At 54.9% G+C, this 20,748-nt stretch carries 22 protein-coding genes, 1 pseudogene and 1 riboswitch; of the genes and pseudogenes, 6 read left to right on the top strand and 17 right to left on the bottom strand.

Annotated elements, in window-relative coordinates; all coding sequences use genetic code 11:
* Positions 1 to 18 precede the first annotated feature (18 nt).
* A complete protein-coding gene (locus BUB44_RS12305; protein ID WP_073166803.1) occupies positions 19 to 384 on the top strand; it encodes a hypothetical protein in 366 nt (121 codons plus the stop codon).
* Positions 366 to 968: a hypothetical protein gene (locus BUB44_RS12300; protein WP_131821626.1), complete on the top strand. Its 603-nt coding sequence runs from the start codon at positions 366 to 368 to the stop codon at positions 966 to 968. Before BUB44_RS12305 ends, BUB44_RS12300 begins: the two co-directional genes overlap by 19 nt.
* Positions 969 to 1,187: 219 nt before the next feature.
* Here the strand turns inward: BUB44_RS12300 and BUB44_RS12295 are convergent, their stop codons facing one another.
* From BUB44_RS12295 to BUB44_RS12270, 6 genes are read right to left on the bottom strand one after another with little or no spacing between them, the layout of a single operon-like run.
* Positions 1,188 to 2,912 (bottom strand): YcdB/YcdC domain-containing protein, encoded by a 1,725-nt coding sequence (locus BUB44_RS12295; RefSeq protein ID WP_131821625.1) that lies wholly within the window; start codon positions 2,910 to 2,912, stop codon positions 1,188 to 1,190.
* Between the two features lie 41 nt (positions 2,913 to 2,953).
* Positions 2,954 to 3,814, bottom strand: coding sequence for an ABC transporter permease (locus BUB44_RS12290; RefSeq protein ID WP_073166797.1), 861 nt, complete (start codon positions 3,812 to 3,814; stop codon positions 2,954 to 2,956).
* Positions 3,801 to 4,742: an ABC transporter ATP-binding protein gene (locus tag BUB44_RS12285; protein ID WP_073166796.1), complete on the bottom strand. Its 942-nt coding sequence runs from the start codon at positions 4,740 to 4,742 to the stop codon at positions 3,801 to 3,803. Before BUB44_RS12285 ends, BUB44_RS12290 begins: the two co-directional genes overlap by 14 nt.
* Positions 4,742 to 7,048, bottom strand: a complete 2,307-nt coding sequence (locus tag BUB44_RS12280; protein ID WP_131821624.1) for a hypothetical protein — start codon at positions 7,046 to 7,048, stop codon at positions 4,742 to 4,744. The genes BUB44_RS12285 and BUB44_RS12280 overlap by 1 nt, the downstream gene beginning before the upstream one ends.
* Positions 7,049 to 7,056: 8 nt before the next feature.
* Positions 7,057 to 8,541, bottom strand: a complete 1,485-nt coding sequence (locus BUB44_RS12275; protein WP_073166792.1) for a PD40 domain-containing protein — start codon at positions 8,539 to 8,541, stop codon at positions 7,057 to 7,059.
* Positions 8,534 to 9,079, bottom strand: a complete 546-nt coding sequence (locus BUB44_RS12270) for an RNA polymerase sigma factor (RefSeq protein ID WP_073166790.1) — start codon at positions 9,077 to 9,079, stop codon at positions 8,534 to 8,536. The genes BUB44_RS12275 and BUB44_RS12270 overlap by 8 nt, the downstream gene beginning before the upstream one ends.
* Positions 9,080 to 9,292: 213 nt before the next feature.
* Here BUB44_RS12270 and BUB44_RS16060 point away from each other — a divergent pair.
* Positions 9,293 to 9,544: pseudogene (locus tag BUB44_RS16060) on the top strand (deaminase); the annotation flags it as partial.
* Between the two features lie 84 nt (positions 9,545 to 9,628).
* Here the strand turns inward: BUB44_RS16060 and BUB44_RS12260 are convergent.
* The 10 genes from BUB44_RS12260 to BUB44_RS12220 form a co-directional block, all read right to left on the bottom strand.
* A complete protein-coding gene (locus BUB44_RS12260; protein WP_073166788.1) occupies positions 9,629 to 11,461 on the bottom strand; it encodes a DUF342 domain-containing protein in 1,833 nt (610 codons plus the stop codon).
* Between the two features lie 18 nt (positions 11,462 to 11,479).
* A complete protein-coding gene (locus BUB44_RS12255; protein WP_034635639.1) occupies positions 11,480 to 11,791 on the bottom strand; it encodes an STAS domain-containing protein in 312 nt (103 codons plus the stop codon).
* Positions 11,781 to 12,506, bottom strand: a complete 726-nt coding sequence (locus tag BUB44_RS12250; protein WP_027357612.1) for a PP2C family protein-serine/threonine phosphatase — start codon at positions 12,504 to 12,506, stop codon at positions 11,781 to 11,783. The genes BUB44_RS12255 and BUB44_RS12250 overlap by 11 nt, the downstream gene beginning before the upstream one ends.
* A gap of 7 nt (positions 12,507 to 12,513) precedes the next feature.
* Positions 12,514 to 12,825 (bottom strand): STAS domain-containing protein, encoded by a 312-nt coding sequence (locus BUB44_RS12245; protein WP_242655980.1) that lies wholly within the window; start codon positions 12,823 to 12,825, stop codon positions 12,514 to 12,516.
* A gap of 24 nt (positions 12,826 to 12,849) precedes the next feature.
* Entirely contained in the window at positions 12,850 to 14,109 is a 1,260-nt protein-coding gene (locus BUB44_RS12240; protein ID WP_073166786.1) for an ATP-binding protein, read from the bottom strand.
* 95 nt (positions 14,110 to 14,204) lie between these two features.
* The gene (locus BUB44_RS12235) at positions 14,205 to 14,453 is read right to left on the bottom strand and encodes a hypothetical protein (RefSeq protein ID WP_073166783.1); all 249 of its coding nucleotides are present in this window, start codon (positions 14,451 to 14,453) and stop codon (positions 14,205 to 14,207) included.
* Entirely contained in the window at positions 14,453 to 15,067 is a 615-nt protein-coding gene (locus BUB44_RS12230) for an HD-GYP domain-containing protein (protein ID WP_073166781.1), read from the bottom strand. The genes BUB44_RS12235 and BUB44_RS12230 overlap by 1 nt, the downstream gene beginning before the upstream one ends.
* A gap of 331 nt (positions 15,068 to 15,398) precedes the next feature.
* Positions 15,399 to 15,503, bottom strand: a riboswitch (cyclic di-GMP riboswitch).
* A gap of 230 nt (positions 15,504 to 15,733) precedes the next feature.
* Positions 15,734 to 15,997 carry a stage V sporulation protein S gene (locus BUB44_RS12225; protein ID WP_073166778.1) on the bottom strand — a complete coding sequence of 88 codons (264 nt, stop codon included), beginning with the start codon at positions 15,995 to 15,997 and terminating at the stop codon, positions 15,734 to 15,736.
* Positions 15,998 to 16,515: 518 nt separating this feature from the next.
* Positions 16,516 to 16,665 carry a hypothetical protein gene (locus tag BUB44_RS15465; protein WP_165611047.1) on the bottom strand — a complete coding sequence of 50 codons (150 nt, stop codon included), beginning with the start codon at positions 16,663 to 16,665 and terminating at the stop codon, positions 16,516 to 16,518.
* Positions 16,666 to 16,879: 214 nt separating this feature from the next.
* Complete coding sequence (locus BUB44_RS12220) at positions 16,880 to 17,284, bottom strand: metal-dependent hydrolase (protein WP_073166775.1); 405 nt, start codon at positions 17,282 to 17,284, stop codon at positions 16,880 to 16,882.
* Between the two features lie 91 nt (positions 17,285 to 17,375).
* Between BUB44_RS12220 and BUB44_RS12215 the strand changes: the two genes are divergently transcribed.
* From BUB44_RS12215 to BUB44_RS12200, 3 genes are all read left to right on the top strand, one after another.
* On the top strand, positions 17,376 to 17,579 hold the full coding sequence (locus BUB44_RS12215) for a type II toxin-antitoxin system VapB family antitoxin (RefSeq protein WP_027357608.1): 204 nt from the start codon (positions 17,376 to 17,378) through the stop codon (positions 17,577 to 17,579).
* Positions 17,572 to 17,985 (top strand): type II toxin-antitoxin system VapC family toxin, encoded by a 414-nt coding sequence (gene vapC, locus BUB44_RS12210; RefSeq protein ID WP_073166773.1) that lies wholly within the window; start codon positions 17,572 to 17,574, stop codon positions 17,983 to 17,985. Before BUB44_RS12215 ends, vapC begins: the two co-directional genes overlap by 8 nt.
* A gap of 458 nt (positions 17,986 to 18,443) precedes the next feature.
* Positions 18,444 to 19,598 carry an NUDIX hydrolase gene (locus BUB44_RS12200; protein WP_073166769.1) on the top strand — a complete coding sequence of 385 codons (1,155 nt, stop codon included), beginning with the start codon at positions 18,444 to 18,446 and terminating at the stop codon, positions 19,596 to 19,598.
* 961 nt (positions 19,599 to 20,559) lie between these two features.
* On the opposite strand, the gene BUB44_RS12190 is transcribed toward BUB44_RS12200, so the two are convergent.
* Positions 20,560 to 20,748, bottom strand: a 189-nt coding sequence (locus BUB44_RS12190) for a hypothetical protein (RefSeq protein ID WP_073166763.1), incomplete at its 5' end; no start/stop codon positions are given.

Below are 20,748 nucleotides of genomic sequence, written 5' to 3'. Positions count from 1 at the left end.
AGAGAAAAGGTGGTACGGGTGCAAAAAAAGATTCTCATCCCGCTTAGTCTGCTAGTTATTGTGATGAGTGGATCTTCTTTATTTCTATATCTTAATCTTAAATTAGATAGAAGAAATCATCTTCAGCAGAACAAAATTAATTTTGGTAGTATCCTTACAATTAGTAAAGACGGGACATTGATTTATAAACATGACGGAAGGCTATGGATTAAGAATAAAAAAAGACTTAAATCCATCCAACTTGGCAAAGAAGTCATCAATGTATCTTCCCAAAATGATGTTTTTCTATCTGACGATGGGCGTATTATTTATTTAGTTGCCCGCAGTTACCCAAATGAACAAAAAGCAACGTTAGAGAAAGGAAAGTGTTGGCAATTAATCTAAATGATCTGTCTTCATGTGACTTATTGGATAAATTAAACATTGACTATAATGGTTTTCTTTATTGGGCAGCATATCAAAAAAACAAACTCCTGTTACTGATCGAAGATGCTCAACAAAAGCAATCCCTCATTATAATCGATCTTACTAAAAACACTCATCAAGTTATAGATCTGGCTGTTCAGAATGTAAACGCCGTTGATTTCCTTGGGCCACTTTTTATTTGTAGTTATTATAACGAACAACTTAAAAGGAACCAATTAGCAGTTCTGGACAGCAACGGAAAAGTAACCCGTTATTTTAACATTAAAAATAATAATGTGTCAGTTGTTTTCCGAGCATCGGAAGACGGTAAGTACCTTCTCTTTTCTCAAGGAAAAACTCCCCAAGGCTTGTTTCTTTACAATATTAATGATGGTTGCGAATATGTTGTTATACCTCCTGTAGTCAATGAAACTTATAGACATATCCTGTATGCCGGGTGGAAAGATGATGAATCATTTTATATTCTGGAATTGATTGTCAAACCAGGTTCTGAAGATGAGTATGCTTTAAGAGAGGAAAAAGTTTCACAATATGTAAAATAGAATATCATTTAATGACTTATTAACCGCCGGGTATGAAGGCAGACGATTTGATATGATAAAATGAAAAGCCGCAGTTGATTCTGCGGCTTTTTTGCCGGCGCGGGAGGCCTGTACGGATTCCGGCGCCGGTGCTCTTCAATTATTAAGCGGTGAGGTGATATACAGGTATGCTTACAGGTCTTTCTGCCGGCCCGGCGTTGTTGCCCAATAATTGAACGGTTACTTGTTTTCCGGCTTCACTGTTTGGCCGGTAAAGGCGTCGATGTAATAACCTTCCCAGGAAAACCCGGGAACCGGGATATAGACCAGGTAAGGGGAGGGGGCTTTCTGGTCAAAATACTCGGGCCAGATGTAAACCAGCTTCAGGGGATGCTGTTTTAAAAACTCGGCTTTGGCCGTTTCGGCCGGCACCACGTTCCGGTTGTCCGGCAGGGAAACGGGCGGACCGCTTACGCTTATGCCGTTGTAAAATGCAATGATCTTACCGGTCAGGGCGTCTACCTGCACCGAGCAGGCCCGGTCCATAACCGGCACGCCCTGGTGGACCTGGTTAAAGGTAAACGAGATTACCGGTAGGGGGCGTTCCTGATCTTTCAGCTTGCTCTTGTCCACCCAGGAGGGAACCCTTTCTTCTACCTCCGGGTACACCTGCATCTCCAGCTCTGCCGGCCCTGCTGGCAGGTATTTTTGCAGGAACTGCACCGCCGTGTCCTGAGCGGCTTCCCGGGAAACACTGCCCTTTTGGCCGCGCCCCGATTCGTCCTGGAGGTTATAGCTTATAACCTCTCCGGTGCTGGCATTGGTGGTCAGGTGCACATAGCGCATCAGGCGGTAATCTGGTTTGCCGTCCTCCCCTTTTTGAGGTAGGGTGCTCCAGGTATAACTTTTCTGTTTGGTCTCCCGATCATTAAAAGATTGCACATCGCTGGCTCCGTGAAACTGCATTCCCGTCAGATCAATGCCAAACACTTCGGTTAGCAACTTGCCGGCTTCTTCCGGCGTCCTGGCGATCAGTTGCCGGCCTTCCCCCTGCAGGGTGAGGCGCTGGGGCTGGGGAAGGGAGGGCAGGAATTCGGCCAGGGGTTTTCCCGTCAGGGCATCGATGGAGGCCAGGGATGTAGGCGCATATACCAGTGCCGGCCCGGTTTCGCCCTTTTCCGGTTTAAACAGACCATAAAAAGGTTGATGTTCAAGATAAAAAAGTTTCATTTCCAGCATCCCGGCAAAGGTCTTTTCCGCCTCTTCCCGGGTTACGGCCCGGGAGGGATCGGGAAACCTGGTCAGGTCAATCCCCTCGTCCTTTTCCCTGTGGAAGCTTGCGATGTGGCCGAAAACGTCCACTCCCACCCGGAAGCCGCTGTTCAAAAGGGGAATTCCGTTAACCAGGCGGTAGTAGGGCACATCAGCCGAAACCCAGGTGATTTTATTTCCCTTGTCGTCCTGGGTGACGGCACCGCGGAAACCGAGGTCATCACCCGGTTCGTAGTCCTTTATTCTGTCCCCCAGGATCTGCCGGGCAAAGGCCGCCGCCTTTTCCCTGGCCAGGGTGGGGGAGGGGACCTTTTCCGAGGCCCAGGCCGGGTTCCGGAAGTCGTAACTGATCAGTTCCCCCGTGGCGGTTTCAAAGGTGAGGTGGGCGTTTGCGATCTGGATACCCCGGTCCGTGCCCGGGGCCCAGTCACTCAGCATTACCGACCAAGCCCTGTCCCCTTCGTTAGTTATGTGCTGCACGGACAATTCTTTCAGTTCCGGTACGGCCCGGTAGACTTTTTCCAGGGCCAGTTTCTGGGCTGCGGTGAGCACCGGTTTGGGTGCTTCCATCTGCACGCCGGCCCCGCTCATTTTCTGGACGGCAGGCACCGGCTTTTCCGCCGCCCAAACCGGGGAAGCCAGCAGCATACCGGCGGCCAGCACAGCGGCGGCCATACCCTTCACTTTTTTCACCTGCATCTCCTCCTTTTCCTTCATTTAGCCACTTAAACATCTTATGGGTTTCTCCACCTTCTTTTCCCGGGTAAAAGCAGGCGGGCGCTCCAGTGCTGGAGCAGGACGCCGGCGGCCAGGTAGACCAGGGTGTAAACGGCCCAGCCGGGCAGGCCGAAATTTACCCCTGTGGGAATCCCATTTTCACCCAGGAGGATCTGCATCAAAACAAAAACGGGGTTGATGTCCTGTAAAAACTCCACCACCCAGGCCAGAAAGGCCGGGTGCCAGGTTTCCGGGCTTATGCCTCCCCGGGCCTGCAGCCGGTTCATTTCATGCAAAAACACCGCCAGGAAACCGGTGCCCGCCGCCAGGGCGAAGGCCAGGCCGTAGGCCGTGACGGTGCTTACGCCCGTTCTTTTAAAGAAAGAAGAGCAGGCAACACCTATGCAGCCAAAGAGAAAGATGGTCACCAGGTAGAAGCCGAAAACCCCCAGCACCTGTCCAGGAGCGATGCCGCCGTACATAAAAACGATGCTGTACAGGGGCAAAGTGGCCGTCACCAGCAGCACCACAAAGGCACAGGAAGAGACCAGCTTGCTCCAAACGATCTGCCGGGGGGTGAGCCGGGTGGTCAGCAGCACGTTCAAGGTCTGCCGCTCCCGTTCCCCGCTGATGACGCCGGCGGTGAGGCCCGGCACCACGAAGCCCAGCAGGACCAGTTGGGTGACGCTGAGCATGATGAACAGGCTGCGGCTGCGGTCGGGCTGGAAAATGCCCGGGGAGCCCCGCCAGCTCAGGTACATGAACCCCAGGACGAAGGCGCCGATGACCAGCAGGTAAAGGGCCAGCAGCCACGCCGTTTTCCCGGTGCGGAACCGCTGGCGCAGCTCTTTGAGCAAAACCGGGTTAATTTCCGCCATGATCTTCAACCCCCTCAGCGGTGACGGCCATAAAGGCCTCCTCCAGGTTGCGCCTGATTTCTGCGAATTCCACCACAGGCCAGCCGCCGCTGACCATGGCCTGTAAGAGGGCGGCCTGTTCCGCCTGGTTCCCGTCGAAAAGGAACCGGACCTCCTGCCCGTCCGCCAGGGTTTCACTTACCCCGGGCCGGGTGGCCAGAAAGCCCGCCAGTTCCCCCGCCCGGTCCAGCACCGCCACCCGCATTTGCCTGGCGCCCCGGGAAACGGCGGTGATTTCCGCCACCGTGCCCGCGACCACCAGCCGGCCCTTTTCCATGATGGCCACGGCATCGCAGATCTCCGCCAGCTCCGGCAGGATGTGGGAGCTGATCAATACCGTTTTACCCAGGTGTTTCAAGTGCCGGATGATTTCCTTCATCTCCGCCCGGGCCCTGGGATCCAGGCCCGAGGCCGGTTCGTCCAGGATCAGCACCTTGGGGTCGTGCACCAGGCAGCGGGCCAGGGCCAACCGCTGCTTCATCCCCCGGGAAAGGGAGTCCACATATACGTCGGCCTTGTCCGGCAGATTGACCAGTTCCAGGAGGGTTTTGGCCAGGCCGGGCCGCCGGTGGGCGGGGATGTGGTGGGCGGCGGCAAAAAACTCCAGGTATTCTGTCGCCCGCAGGCCGTCGTAAACACCGAAGAAATCGGGCATATAGCCGATTATGCCCCGCACCTTTTCCGCTTCCTCCACCACGTCCAGGCCGTCCACCGTGGCCGTGCCCGCGTCGGGGAGCAGCAGGGTGGCCAGGATGCTCATGGCCGTGGTCTTGCCGGCGCCGTTGGGACCGATGAGCCCGTAAACCAGCCCCCGGCCGATTTCCAGGCTGAAATTGTCCAGCGCCCTGGTGGCCCCGAAATTTTTACATATCCCGTTAAACCGGATCATCAGGAAACCACCCCTTCCACCGCCAGGCCGGGCCACACCGGGTAAGGCCCCCGGGATTCACCGGCCACCTTCAGCCAGACCTGGTTATAGGATAGATACCGGGACAACTCTGCCGACCCGATCCTTTTGCCGCCGTCGGGCAGCTCTTCCCACCGTCCCTCCCGGTAGTTGTATATTTCCACCGGCAGGTTGAACTGCCCTTTAGCATATTGAATTTCCAGGGCCGTGATCCGAAAATTCCTGCTGATCCCGGCGTCGTCCAGATCATAAACCAGGTTGACCTTTTGATCGTTGATTGTATTGTTTTTGGGTGAAGGGCTCTGGCCAGGCATAAGGAAATCACCGGTGCGCGGTTTGATCAACCCTGCCGGAAGATAAAACCGGCCGGCCGCATCCAGCGGGATGGTCTGTTTTACCAGCACCAGGCCGTAGTCCGCACTCCGGCCGCTTTTTCCCGCCACCGCAAAAATACCCGGCGACCCGTCGTGCCAGCCGATAAACTGGATACCAGCCGGACGCCCGGAATCACCGTAAATAATTTCATTCAACATCGTCCGTTCCCGGAAATAGGGGTCCCCCGGCCGGCCCGGCTTCCCTACGCCCAGCGCGGCCAGAAGCATTTCCGGGTCGGCGGGCGGATTAACCCCTTCCAGTTTTTCCTCGATGTGTGCCGTACCCCCCACCGGCAGGTGGCCGGCCGGGATCACCCGGCTGCCCAGGATCAGCCTGCAGTCCCGCAAGTCCAGGCCGGTCCTGTTCACCAGATCCCCTTTGATGCTGTTCCCCTCCAGGGAGAGCCGGCCTGCGATGCTGCCCAGGTCCCGCCGCAGCCCGCGGGCGTAAACCTGCCGCAGGGAGTTGTACTGAACGTTACCGAAGCTGACCGTGGTGATATCTTTATTCTGCTGCACCAGGACCGCTGGCCAGTTGGTGCTGCCCGAGCCAGGACCGGTCAGCATGCCCGGGGCGGCCTGGACGGTGAGATCCCCGCCCCGGGTGGTGACCACGGAAGCCCCCGCCCGCACCGCGGCCATTTCCGGTGAGAGAATTTCCACCGCGGCCAGGGTCTGGGTCAGGTGACCCTGGATGCGGCCGGCGGGGGCCAGCAGGTAAAAACAGCCGGCGGCCACCAGCGCCCCCGCCGGCACCAGCGCCCAGGCGAGATCCCGGCGGTCGGCCCGGCGCAGCAGGAAGTAAAGCAGCGGCCCCACGGCGGCTGCGTATGCCAGCCACAACAGGGCCAGCACCGGCACCGGCGGCCCCGTCAGCCGGGGTATGTAGGCGCTGGGAGCCACCAGAGGGTCTGCCGCCGGGCCCCCGATCAGGTAAGGGTCCTTTGCCGGGCGGTCCTTTGTACCCGGTCCCGGGATGGTGCTGTTCAGCAGGGCGGACCACACATCCCGGGCTTCGCCGCCCAGGTCCCCCGGAGCAGCGCCGCAGTAAAGCACTTCCCCCCGGCCCAGCGGCCGCCGGGCCAGCACGGGGACGCCGTTTTCCACGGCCAGGGCCTTGCCGGCCACCAGCCGGCCGGCAGCCACCGGCAGGGGCCCGCCGGAGCGCAGGCCCTCCAGCTTGCCGTCCACCACCTGTCTGCCCGTGACCTGCACCGGGCTGACATCGGCAAAACTGCCCCCTTCACCGGCTCCCGCGCCGCCCAGCAGCACCAGCGAGCCGCCCAGGTACACCCATTCCTTCAGAGCTTTGACCTGTTCCCGGCTTAAACGGGACACGCCGGCAGGGCCGATCATGATAATGTCCGCCGCGCCCAGGAGCAGGCTGTCCCCGGGCAGTTCGCCGGGGGAGAGGTATTTCAGTGTGGCCAGGGAGCCGGCTCCCCGGGAAAGCCAGTCCTGCAGGCCGCCCCCGGTCACATCTTCACCCAGGGCCAGGAGCACCATCCGGCCGTCGGCCACCGCCACCCCTTCCACCCGGGATTCGGCCAGTACCTGCCCGCTGGAAAACAGCCGCACCACCGGCTTCACGGAGGCCAGTTCCCCCGGGATCACCAGGCGGTACGGCCCGCCGGCACCCGCCGGCACGTCCACATCTGTGGCCACCCGGGCCAGATCGGGACGGCGCCTTTCCGGCCGTTCCTCGTCCTGCTCCACCGTAATGGTTCCCGCAAACCCTGGCCCCGGGTTGTCCACGGTGATTACCAGTTCCAGGTGCTGGTTCACCTTGTACAGGCCGCCCAGGCCGGGGCGCACCCTCATTTCCACCGGGGCCGCGGCCAGGGAAGGCAGCGCCCCCGCCAGCAGGGCCGTGGCCAGGACGGCCAGAATAAAGACGTTGCTGAAAAATCGCATTTTTCCTCTCACTGCTTTTCACCCCGCCCGGTTGTTTTTTCCCGCAGTTCCACCTGCACCAGCGCCACTGTTCCTCCGTCCCGGCGGGCCACCAGCAGGGTTTTGCCGTCGGGACTGAAGTGCATGCTTTGGTAATTGTTCAACTGGTCCAGGAGGAGCGTCCTGGGTTCCCGCACCCCTTCCATTTCCAGCTGCCGCAGCCAGTTCAATTCGGTTCCCCCCGGTGTGGTATCCGGGGCCAGGAGCAGCCGGTCGGTGGACAGGGTCTGGTTTTCTTTCTGTTTGGGGGGCCTTTTCCCCAGGAGCTCCGGGTTGATGGTCCTGATTTCCTCCTGGCGCTGGCGCACCGTGAACAGGGGCGAGCCGTCCCGGCTGTAGGTCAACACCCGTTCGGTAGTTTTCGCCCGGATAAAGGCGAGGTACCCCCGGGGACTCCAGGCAGGCTGCCGCCCCCGGGTCAGCCGTTGGGCGTCACCCCCGCCGCCGGGAGTAACCAACCACAGTTCCGGTTCACCGGTAGGGCCGGCCCGCTCCACCGCCAGCCGGGAGCCGTCGGGCGACCAGGCCGGGTTCCTGCCGGTCCCCAGGGATACCGGCTCCTTGCCCCCGGTCAAGAGGAAGATCTCTTCTTTTCCGCCGGGTTCCTCCAGGGAATAGGCCAGTGTTTTGCCGTCGGGGGACCAGGCCAGGCCGGCCGGGTTTTCCCCCTTATCCACCTTTAAAAGTACGGCGGCACCGGCCAGGGCCCTTTCCACCTGCGGGGCGGCCTCCGGTGCCAGGGGAACCGCTGGCATGGCCGCCCTGATAATCTCCGCCTCCCCGGTTTCATAACGCCGCACCAGTGCCAGCTGATCGCCGGAGGGGGTGAGGGCGGGCCAGGCATAGGACTGGCCCCCGGGGGGCTTTACTATGCCGGTCTGGTTGCCGTACTGGTCCAGCAGCAGCAGGGCACCGCCCCTGACGGCCAGGAAGCCCCGCCCCCGGGGTGCGCAGGCAAATTCCAGAGGTCTGTCCTCCAGCCAGAAGCGGCTGATTTCACTTGTGGTTCCTGCCTCCAGGGTTTTGGGCGCCAGGGCGGACCACCACAGCCAGTACCCGGCTGCCAGGAGCAGTATTGCGGGGAATAGCCAGAAGTATTTCTTCAACCGCCCTTTTCCGGCGGATTGGGCCGGAGATGACGGCATCCCTTCCCCGGCGGAGGTGGCCCCCGGCTGCGGTGCTCCCTCCGGGGTGGAGGCGGCTCCAGGCCGGTGTATCCCGCCGGCCCCTTCCACCGCCTGCATCTGAAGCAGCCGCGCCCGCAACTCTTCCCGCAGCCGCGTGTTCACCGGCACGGCCCGGCGCACCCTGCGCATGTGGATTAAAAGTTCGCCCAGGGAGCCTTCATCCGGGATCAGGTCCGTTTCCTTGCGGCCCGTTCTTTTATGGTGCCGGAGGTCCAGGGAGGCAACCTTATCCGGCTCCCTGCCGTTATTAGGGCAGTCTTTACCCAATCCCCTCTACCTCCTTCCTGTCTTTTGCATAATTGGCCCGCAGCGCCTTTAACGCCCGGTGGTGAATCATCCGCACCGCCGCGGTGCTTTTCCCCAGCACCTGGGCAATCTGGCTGAACTTTAGCTCCCCGGCGTATCTTAAGGAAACCACGTCCCTTTGTTCCGGCGGCAACCGCCGCAGCATGTCTTTGAGCTGCCGCACCTCTTCGGAACGCAAAAGCTCCTCTTCGGGAGCGGACGGCACCGCCTCCGGATGAGACATTTCCTCTTCCGTAAACACCCTTTCCCGGCGCCCCCGCAGGTAGTCCACATAGGCGTTTTGGGCGATGCGAAAGAGCCACACCGCAAAGGGTGCCTCGCCCCGGTATTTAGGAAAGTTTTCCATAGCCTTCAAAAAGACCGCCGCGGTAAGGTCGTCGGCGTCCCAGGGATTGTCCATGCGGTAACGCAAATAGCGGTTTACGGCGTCAAAATACCGGTCGTAAAGCTCCGCAAAGGAAGCCCGGGCGCCCCGTTCATTTTCATCTTTTTTATTCAATGTTGAAACACTCCCCCCGCCTGTTCCGGCCCGGAAAAGGGCGCTTGCGGATGTTCCCTTTACAGCCTGTACTGCTGGTGCCTGCGGCACGCATTCCGGATGGGATCAGGGCATTTCACGGATGTTACCCATCGCCCTTCCCTAACCAGTAAGACGAACAAACCATGGAAAAAGTAACAGCAAAGGGGACGGTAGACAAAAAAATGTGTGGGTATGATCGAGAGGGATTGCAAAGGATATTATGTTAGAATCATATATACGGCATGTGCAGGAGGGGTTTCTTTGACGAATCACAGGCAATACATGCGGGAGGCCCTGGCGGAAGCCCAAAAGGCCTGTGATCTGGGGGAAGTGCCCATCGGCGCCGTGGTGGTCTTAAACGGCGAAATCACCGGTCCGGGCCACAACCTGCGGGAAACCCTGGTGGACAGCACCGCCCACGCGGAAATTCTGGCCTCAAGGGAAGCGGCCAGGAAATTGAGGGACTGGCGTCTGTTGGGTGCCACCCTCTACAGCACCATTGAACACTTTTTATGTTTTCTGGGTCCATTATACTTTGCTGAGGTTCCCTTCTTTATCCAGCCAGAGGCGGATACCTTTCTCTTCTCTTTTAAATCTATAAACCTGGTCTCCTATCACTATAGTAACGTTCTCAAAGGCATGCCCCACGGTGACCACTGCTTTCGGACCGGTTACCACCCTGGTGGTGACCCCACTTCTGGACCCCAGCTCTCCCACATGCACATCCCCGCCAGCCTGTATCTCGCCACCGCGAAAGACCCCGGATACAGTCACCTTTTTACCGGCATGGATCCGGGAATTATAACAGCCACTTCCCACCACCCGGACATTGCCGGTAGCTATAACGGTAGAATTGTGGATGCTCGATGCTACTACATCACTTTCTGCAGACTGCTGGAAGGCAAAGGCCTGTTCCCATTCACCGGCTCGCCGGGCCAGTGTTTCGAGCTCCTGGAGGTCACGTACAGCCAGAGGGGAACGAACCAGCACCCGTTCTACTTCCCGGATAAACTCTTCCAGGCCTTCATCGGCCATTCCCGGGGGCATAGTTTCAACCTGCTTCTTGAAGGTACTGGCGGCAGCGGGAAGATGGCGGAACTTCCTCTCCAGCAACAACACTAACAGGGGACCAATACCATGTTTAAGATCGCCCTGCTTGAATGCCGGTTGATCCATCAACTGCCGGATAGCCATGATCATCTCCTGCAATCCGGCCGCCAGGGCATGAATTTGTGGCAATATTACCTGCGAAAAAGAAGGAAGCCCTCCTGCAATCACCATTGATGAGAGAATGTTCCTTCCAACCAGGACGGACCCCGTGGCATGAACCCTCGCACCGGAAACCAACCCGCCCACCCTGACATTCCCGCCCGCTTCAACCACCATCCCTTCTGCCACATTACCGGCAATCAGGATATCTCCTTTAAAGGTAATGTTACCCGAAGCAAGGTCTACGTCACCTTCATGCACCAGCTCGGGTAACACGCTTACTTTTACCAGGTTGCGCCAGCGGGAGGCCACTGGACGTCCAGGCCGGGCCGCTACGGCCCGATTACCATCCCCGGTAAGCACCACTCCTTCACCTGCAGAAAGGATAAAGTCCCGGGGCGACGGCGGCACAATTACCTCGCCCTTGACGCTGGTGCCGGGACGGCCCGGCTCGGGCGGGTGTTTGATAGCCAGGACGTCTCCCGCCTCCACTGAAGTAAAAACATACCGTTCCCGGAAGTCCACCGCTTCGTCTTTTCCCGCCAGTACCGGCACCTTGGGATTTGAAGAAAAAAGCAATTCCACCCGGCCGTCTTTCCCCGGTTCTACAGGAATACCCCGGGCAATAACCACCTCCTCTTCGGTACAGGATGTAACACCGCGAAAACAGGCTTCCCAGTCTACGCCATAGTTAATCCCCAGCCGGGTTAACTCCTGCAACAGTTCATCCCATGTAAGTGGGGGAAGGCGTTCTTCCCACTCCACTACCTTGAACTGCAGTATTCTGGAAGGCAGAAGATCTGGCAATTCCCGGTGAATTATGATCACAGGTTGCATTCGCAACACAGCTTGCAGGCCATCGGGAGATATGGATATAGACCAGTTTCCTTCTCTACGCTCTTCCACCGTTTCCACCCGTATAGCATCCTCCATAGAAACGGGGGTGGGTTGAGTGCACTCCCGCCCGTTAACAGTCAACCTTACTCCCGGGCAGGGTACCACCACCGGGTAAGGTCCCTCCGGCTGGTGCCGGACAATAATGCGCCCCTGTTTTACAAAAGCATACGGACCCGCTGTTTCTACGTCCGGAAAAGTGTTATCCAGTGCACTCGCTGTTGCTGCGGGGGAGCTCCAGATGATCTCCTTTTTCATTTGGGAGCCCACCTCCTGTTAAGCATCGGGATCTGCCTTCAGGATTTCCAGCACCCTGAAAAACCCTATCAATTCCAGGTCTTCCCGAATATGATCGGGAATGCACACAATTCTCAGGGAGCGGCCCTGCCGGTAAAGATGCCTGGCCTGGTTCAGGAGCATACCTGCACCTGAAGAGTCAATGAACTTGAGTTCCCGCAGATTTATCTCTACCACTTCCTCCGGCCGCCGCTGAATTTCCTGTTGCAACTGCTCCACGTTGCTATAATCCAGTTCACCCGACACCTCCAGAATGGCCATTTTTTCTGTCTGCCGAACTCTAATCTCCACTTTTTTCACCTGCCCTCCCCGCCACCTTCATAACAGCCAGTGTCACATCATCCTTTTGGGGAAAACCGCTGGTAAATGCCTGCAGGTCAGATAAAATGTTTCTTTTCATCCTGTCTGCATTAGCACCATTTTGAAGACAAACTATCTTCTTTAACCGTTCCAGCCCGTACCTTTGCTCGCCCGGGCCACAGGCCTCCACAAGTCCATCGGTATACAGCACCACCGCATCTCCGGCGGCAAGAAAAAATTCCTCCACCCCTGACCCGAGGTAATCTTCCAGCAGGCCCAGGGCGACTCCCCGGCACCGGGCCACTTTAACCTTTCCGTCGGATAGAAGGAGGGGAGGGTGATGTCCTGCATTGACACAGGTAAGTCGTCCGGTTATCCCATCGTAACACAGCAGGCACAGGGTGGCAAAAGCCCCGCATTTCCGCAGTTCATACCCTGCTACCTTGTTTAACAGGCGCACCGCCTCCAGAGGATGGGGATTGTTGGTAATACAGTCCCGGAGCATCTGCCGGATTGTTTCCATCAGCCGGGCAGCATGGAATCCTTTACCCATTACATCTCCGATAACGGCAAACATGGTTCTTGCATCGCAGGGGATAAACTCAAAAAAATCTCCCCCGACCTGTTCGGCAGGCAAGCAACTCCCACTAACTTCCAAACAGTAAGCCCTCAGTATCCTTTCGTTCCCCGTAATTACTTCTACCATCCTGCTCCTACCTTTCTTCTCCGGCCAGAGCGGTGTCCTGTGCCAGGAGCCCGTCAAGCCCAACCAGCCGCATCACTTCTGCTACGTCGGGCTGCGGCCTCAAAACCAGCATCCGGCCTCCTTTTTGCCGCCATTCGTTGCTAATGTCCAGCAGACTTTTCAAACCAGTTGAATCAACGAAGGAAACCCCCGACAGATCTATTTCCAATGTATGTTCCTTCACTTTCCCAACAGCTTCTTGCATTTGTACCACCGTTTCCATGTCCAGTTCACCATTCAGCACCAGCCGGCAAACTCCCCGGTCAACATAAACATCCACCTTCAGCAACAAAAATCACCCCTTTCACTGGTTTAATCCGGTCAACCCTTCCGCAGGCATAATGCCAAAGTCCAGGATCAAAACGGTACCTGACGATCCTGTATTGAGGTAGAGGCGGTCCGCATAGTAGAGCATCAGAGTAAATCCACATCCCAGGGAATTCTTGGTTGAATAATGTTGCATCAAAGTTGCCCGGGTCAGTTCACTGGTTTTAATTCCCGGACCCCGGTCCTGAACGATAATCCTGACGGTATCCCCTGACTGCCTGGCTTGCCAGCAACCGCCCCCTGCATGTTTGAGAGCATTGGCCAGCGCCTCTGTCAAGCACAAGGCAATCGCGTGCTGCCTGCGGCTGTCGAGAACAGGCAAGGCTTCCCGCATTGCCCGGCGGGCTTCCGGAATATCGCGGGACTGCCGGACCTCACCCCTGGCCAGTTCCATCCCTTCTGAGACCACTTTTTCTATTTCTCCACTACTTACCAGGTACAGACGTCCCCCCGTTACCGCTGCTATGGCCTCCCGGTAAACCTGCATCTCCTGCCGGTGCATCTTTCTTTCCTTTTCAATCACCCCGGTGATGTCTAAAGCCAGCAGCCCACCGCTCCTGTAGTCGAACGGCACGCAATGAAGGTCAAATACCTTTTTCCCGTCAGCGCTAATGATCACCTCGCGCCGGTGTTCAGCCTGGCGGATAGCCTGGCGCATCAGCTTTTCCGTTTCTTCCATGGGCAGGCCCAGGTCAGCCTGACCCGAAAGGAAACGGAAGCGACCACTTTCATATTTCATCACCACTCCGACCTTGAGGGCATTTATTAGTTCAGATTTTTCCACCTCAGCCAGCAGTTTTTCCCTGACCAGATCCTGAAGGTGCTCCGGCAGGTGCCTGGTAACCTCATATATTAATTCGCCGGTGCTGCCGGCTAATAACTGGTACTCCTCCCTGCTGAGACGGCGGGCAGTCTCCTGCTTCCGGTGGACACACAGGATATCAAATAAATGGACGTTGTTTTTCCCTTTAAAAGATACCCCGGCCACCTCTACCCACAAGTTTTCCTGCAACCTGATTACATACCGTCCTGGAACGGGGGCTTCTGTTTCCAGACCAAACTCCGTGGTACTTAATACCAGAATGCGGGCTGGATACTGTTTCCCATACCCATCTTCCAGCAATACCCTGACAGGGGACGAAGGCACCCGGCGAAGGGGGCTTGGCTGAATAAAATACTGGCAATCCACACAAGCACGGTCCGGTTCTTTCTGAGCGCATTCAAGACACCGTCGCATTTTTCACCATCCTTCTGCCTCTCAGCCCACAAAACGGACATTCTCCCTGCGGATCGGGGTGAAGAACCAGAACTGGCAGCGGCCGCTGTACCAATCTATTCCACTGTTAGTGCCAGAACCGTACCAAACAGGGCGTTGAATATGCCTCCCCTGAAACCGAAAGCGTAACCCAGCAGGATGGCCGGAATGACGTAGGCGTACCATACGGCGTTGCTGAAAACCCCCTGCCTGCACAGCAGGAGTTCATAAATTACCGGCAGCGCATAAAATACCGCGCAGCAGGTGCCGAGCAGGAAATAATGTTTTGACAGAAAACGAACGGTACTTTTTCTCCTGCCGCTCATCAGGTAGTCGTCAGCACCTCCCGGTCCCGCTTCCGGAACGGCACCTCCAACTTGCTGCTGGAAACGTCAAGGTTGAAAAACGCTTCCACCACCCGCGGGTCAAACTGCGTGCCCGCACAGCGGTAGATTTCCTCCAGTGCCTCACGGGTAGACATGGCCGGCCTGTACACCCGGTGCGAGGTCATGGCGTCGTAGCTGTCGGCAACCGTTAGGATACGCGCCCCCAGGGGGATGTCTTCCCCTTTCAGACCGTACGGATAACCCCGGCCGTCGTAACGCTCATGGTGGTAAAGCATCAGGAGGCTGATATCCTTCAATTGAGGTATGTAAGAGAGAATCTGAAAACTGTAGACCGGGTGTTTTTTTATTTCTTCCCATTCCTCCCCGGTGAGCTTGTCCGGCTTGAAGAGAATTCTGCCGGGAACTGCCATCTTGCCCAGGTCATGGAGTAAACCGGCCACATATATCATTTTCTGATCATTTTCGTTCATCCCAAGCTCTCTTGCCAGCATCACAGCCAGGGAAGCTACCCGCTCGGAATGGCGCGAAACCACTTCCAGCCGGGCCTCCAGCATCCGGAAAAGAGCCCGGACAAGATGCGTTAATGAATCCACGATATCACCTCAAAATGGGAACATGGGCAGGAGAATGCAGCGGCAGAACAGGAAGGAACTAACTGGAGATAAATAAAGGAGGGGAACGCAGTGAGAGGATAATAGCGTTATCTGTTAATATCACCATTACATGGCATATAAGACAGAGATTACCCCCCCCCCCCCCGAACGTATGTACGTAATGTTTAGTCTGTCCAACCATAACAAAGCCCCCATTCCATAAGTCCTTTGTAATACGTCAATTTGTTAATGATAAATTCAGGTTCATCCTCCAGGGTCCAAAGTAAAAAGCTACAGGGAGAAAAGCATCTGCCCTGTAGCTACTTTTCTCCCCTGCAACCCAGCCGTCATAGCTCCCCACCCAGGTGTTTTGCAGGGAACCTTAGACCTGCGGCTTTGCGTCCCCGGCTTTCGCACGGGTTTGCCCACCGGGAGTAAATTTATTTGCTGTTTATTTACTTATTTTAGAACTAATTCTATTGAATCAGCATAATTTTCCTGTGTCAAGCAAATAATGCAACTTTATGTCGAGTCCATGCCAAAAAGCAGATATCCACCAATGCAGTATTTTTCACAAACAGATGACAGTTACAGGTATCCTGAATGGTATAGTAAAGAGCGGCTTTATGGCCGGATACCCCGAAAAGGACATCCGGTTAGTCATGGTCACCGCCAGAAAACACGAAACTGCAACATCGTCTTTACGGTTCCGTCCATCATTACCTGTGTAAATCCCGGTACCGTCTTTATCTCGGCACCCTCCGGAGCGGCTAGACCCCGGGCTATAGCAATCCCCTTAATAGCCTGGTGTACCGCCCCGGCACCAATGGCCTGGAGCAATACCTGCCCACCGCTTTTTTTCAATACAGTATATAAGGCCTTCCCGAGTTCTCTGGCATCGGTTCTGGAAGATACTTTAAAAAGTTCCAAACCCCATATCCCCCCTGCATTTGTCGTTTTATAAACAAAAATACGTTTAAATTCTGCTCTCTGTTCATTTCTATACCAGTTATTTCTATATCAATTTACCCTGGTCATAGACCAGCACCTTGCATCCCAAATATAGTTCATTATCGATCTTGCGTCCTAACAGGATGAATTCCAAGTGCCCGGCTTAAACGGGATTAAAACACCCCCGCCTTCACTTCCCTCCGTCTCCGCCGCTTTTCTTTGGCACGACCTTCCCGGTACTTCGGGTCCCAGCAAGCGGGCACGAACTCACCAGGTTCCATTTACTCGGCTACCCGGCGTACTTTTCGACCCACTCCGCGAAGTCATGCAGGGAGCAGGGACATCCCGAAAATCTGCCACGCCAGCTTCAAGCGCCGTCTTATGTGCCTGCGGCGGTGGAAGACAATGTGCGCCCTATTGTGGCGTTTCATGGTATCAACATGTCTTTCCGGACGCGGTCGATAATTTTGATGTCGGCAATTCTAACTCTTCGAACTTTACCCAAGCCGAACACCTCCATGAAAACCAGCTTCTAGGTGCGCCAGCATTTCCGCTACCCGTTTATTCACCGCATCGTAACTCACCCGGACGATCGACAGGCCGTACTTCTCGGCCATGTCAACCTCTTCTCTGATGAAAAAGTCCATCACGCTTCGCCCCCGGAAAAAGAAAAAGCCCGGCACTGAACTGGGCAAAAAATGGGAAGAGGGGAGGCTTCTGAAAAAAGCCAGCCCGCCGCCCATCCGGGCCGGGGCTTTATGCCCAACTGACCGTCGCGGGCGGGCCAGCGTAAGTTTTATATAAGCACAATAGTGTTATTTTTACTTTTACCATCTTCCAAGATTATTACCTCTTATACATTTAACGCGGCACTACTCCGAGGCACCGCGCTATTAAAAGCACCGTCCCGAGCCACAGGGCCGGGCGGAGGAACCACGTTTCCACGCGCGAGCCGGTCTCGAAGGTGAACGGCCACGGCAGTACTTCCCTCAATGACCACCTCCTCCCGAAAGGCCACGTCCACCATACCCCCTGGGGGTTGAAGGAATCCAGCACCAGGTGGCTCGTCTCGGCGAGATACCCGGTAATGCGCCGGATCCTGCGGATGGGGGATTCCTCGTAAGTCTTGACTTCTATTTCGTCCCCGCAGTCGGTTAAAACAATTTTGGCAATGCTCTTTCTCTGCCGGGCAAAGGTTTCTTTCTCTTCGGCTATCAGCCGGTCCACGAGTTCCTGTTCAATGGTACCGTTGACGATTATTTGCAATACAAGCACCTCCCAACAGAAAAAGCGAAGATAATATTCTGTCTTTATGAATCCAAATTGTCTGTTATAATTAATTGTAGGGTGATTGATTATGAAAACAACCTTATATGTCAACCGGAAACTTTTGCGCGAAGCCATGGAACTGGCGGGGTTGAAAGGGATTACCGAAACCATCGAAGCGGCCCTTACGGAATTCGTCCGCCGCAAACGCCTGGAAAAACTTGCGGCGAGCCTGGGCAGGGTGGATCTGGCGCTGAACGATTCCGCTCTTGAGGAGATCCGGCGGGATGAATGAACGGTTTCTGGTCGATACCTCGGTCTGGATCGAAGCCCTGCGTCCCGGAGGGCAGCAGGAAATCGTCAACTGGTTAAAGGAAGCGCTGCTCCGGGAAACCGTGGTCCTCGCCCCTCCCGTCAAGACGGAAATCCTGCTGGGTACCAGAAACGAAAAACAGTTTGCCGAACTAAACGAAATGCTGAACGCACTCCCACTACTCGAAGGGGAACACGAAGTTTGGGAACGCGCCGCCTCCCTCGGGTTCCGCTTGCGGCGTCAAGGCCTGGTGATTCCATTGGTCGACCTTGTCATCGCTTCCTGGGCGTTCTACCATTCCTGTACTCTCGTCCACCGCGACAGGCATTATGACCTGATCGCAAACGAATTCCCGGAACAGAAGTTCCTGAGCTTCACGGAGCGTTGACAAAAACGGATCTCCGCAAGCAGACCTCTTCCGGAGGAACCGTCGGCCGTCCCAGTGGACGACCTCCCGGACCCCGAATTTTCGCTTCAGCACCGCCGGCGTCGCACCTAAACGGTCGGTGCCAACAACAAGACATCGCACCAAAACCACCTCCTGTAAAAAAGTTGCGGGCCGGGAGTTTTCCCGGCCCGGACGATATACCTTCTGCGGCCGAACCGTGCGACCGCAGGGAAGATATTTTTATCCCGGCCGGACCGCCCGCCAGCCGCGCCGCCCTCCCCGGGCGGGAGGCCGGGACTTCACAACAAAAAACCCGCGAGATCGCGGGCCGCAAAAACCGGGAGATATACCCGCCACCACTATTTCCCCCTCCCCCGGAAATGAAGGAATTGCATGATTGATGTAGAAGTAAGTACAGTTCTAACTCAACCATCTTTTTCCCAAAGGACGGAGAAAAAATGACGGCAAACGAATTTATTTGGGGGACACTGACCAGCGTTGTCGGAAATGTATTAACGGTATTCCTCGGTGCACTGATCGTAGTTGTCGGTTCGGCAGTTACCGGTAAAATTAACAAAATAAAGAGCAAAAAGCCTTATTTCCACCTGATTGCAACTGACGCCGCAATAGTCAAACTAATTCAATCGGGAAAAGAAACAAAAGTCACAGCTCGTTTCCATCGTGAATCCCGGTTCAGAAATATCCTGCCAGAATGGGAAGTAGAATTTCTGGTTAAATATTACGACAGATTAACCGGGTCACGTTCTTACAATGGTAGGTGCATTAGGCTTGACGGGTATGAAATAGAAAACGGTATTCTAATACTCGACTTGTCTGAAGTTGGCTTTTTTGACTTACTTTCCACCAATATTACTTTTTTCCCGGGGAATGTAAGATATAACTTTTGGAATTCCTTGTCGCTAATACCTTATACAATAAAGTATCTCAGCATCATGTCCGAGTACAAAACAAAAATCCTCGGAAGAAGAGCTATTGAAAACTTTACGGACATTTTGACCAACAACAGGCTAGCTAATGTCCTTGCCGTCAGTACTAACATTTTGGATAAGCAAGGACGAGCCCTCATTGTGAAGAGATCCTCCAAACTCTCTATTTCCGGAAACATCTATACCGTAGCTTCCACCGGTACCGTCCTGAATGTTGATTTACCGGGAAAGGAAGGTAACGTCCTCACAAGGGCCGCCGCACGAGAGATAAAAGAGGAAATAGGAATGGAAATACCTCCTGGACAAATTCATTTTGTAAACCTGATCCTTACGAAACAAAAATACCAACCCATAGCAATTACTGAATATTACTTAGAAGACATTAACCAAGCTATAGCTTCTGCTGCCCGAGCCAAAGATTTCCAACTTGAAATTAAAGAAATGCATGTACTGGACCTTAAAGATATATCCACATTTTTCGCTGTAATTACATCGTTGGAATTCTCACCTGCTTCGGCATATTCTTTAGAACTTGCATTCAGGCAACTGCATGGCCTGACACAAGATGAGTTTAAACGACTTATGAAAAAACATAAAAAACCGTTATTAAATCAAAGATTATCGTCCGACTGGAAGAAACGGTCAAAAGTTATAACTACTTCGTAAAGTTTTGGAAATGTTTCCAATAATTCATCCAACCTCCGCTCACGCTGTGCGACCTCCAAACACTCAACCGCCAGATTAAATATTTTTGCAGAATCTTCGCTTTTAGCATGAGCAAGAGCTTGTTGCAATTCTCGCACTTTTTTCTGAAACATTTAGCATCACTCCTATAAGGTTTTGTGAAAAATTATATTGCTGCGAAGTCTTCGCAATTCCAACCGGAAACTGACCACCCGCCAGCCGCGCCGCCCTCCTCGGGCGGGAGGAGATGTCACCACGCAGTGAACGCTCTCATCGAGATTTTGCAGTACTTCCAGCACGTGGCCGACTATGAAACAGTGGTGGCTCACGAAAAATCCCTCTGAAAGAAAAAACCGGGCGGTTTTTTCTTTCAGAACCGCCCGGCAGAAAAAGCGGCGCACTTCGTAACTGTTACACTTTGTCGGAAAGAGTTGCATTATGTGGCAATATGTTTTACGATACAATTTAATCGAGCCCGCCACGCCTGGTTAAAAAAACTTAACAATTCCTGATACATTGTACCATTCCTTGTTAAGCGGCCTCCCCATGACCAGGTTTTCGCCCCTTTCTGGATTGGATTTGCCCGCCCCTGGGAGCAGGCTGTAGCGACAGGGAGACCTCGGCCCCGGGAGTTCCACCCGGACGGGAGAACTGCGCGAAACAGGCACCTCCGGCTTGCGCCTTCATCAATGTTGACTGTTTCGCGGAAAACTCCGCCTCCCGCAACCTGTTAGATGCGGCCTACCGGTTTGTTGTAGATTTTCAAATTGATTCGGGAAAAATCTTCAAATTAAATTGGGGCAACCAACTGGTGGAACAAAGGAAGTTCTCATTTTAAACCGGTAATCACAAAAATAATTTTTAAATTCCGCCGGCATTTCCATCGAATACCCAAAAAAGAAAAACCGGCTACCCAAAAAGAGGCAGCCGGTGGTAATACCGCTCAAAACCGGTTAAACGGATATTTTTTCTTAAGGGCCAGAATTTTCGCCCGTGCTTCCAGCAACTTTTCTCTGAACACGGTAGCAAACCAGGCCGGCCGGTTTCTGGTCGGCAGATACACTCTGGCTTTATCGGCCACCTTGCAGATAGCTTCGATCATTTCCTCCGGGGTAAAGTGCAGTTCCCTGGC

This window comes from Desulfofundulus australicus DSM 11792, from assembly GCF_900129285.1.
Taxonomy (GTDB): domain Bacteria; phylum Bacillota; class Desulfotomaculia; order Desulfotomaculales; family Desulfovirgulaceae; genus Desulfofundulus; species Desulfofundulus australicus.
Note: the sequence above shows the minus strand (reverse complement) of the source record. Positions and strands in the feature narration are given on the sequence as shown.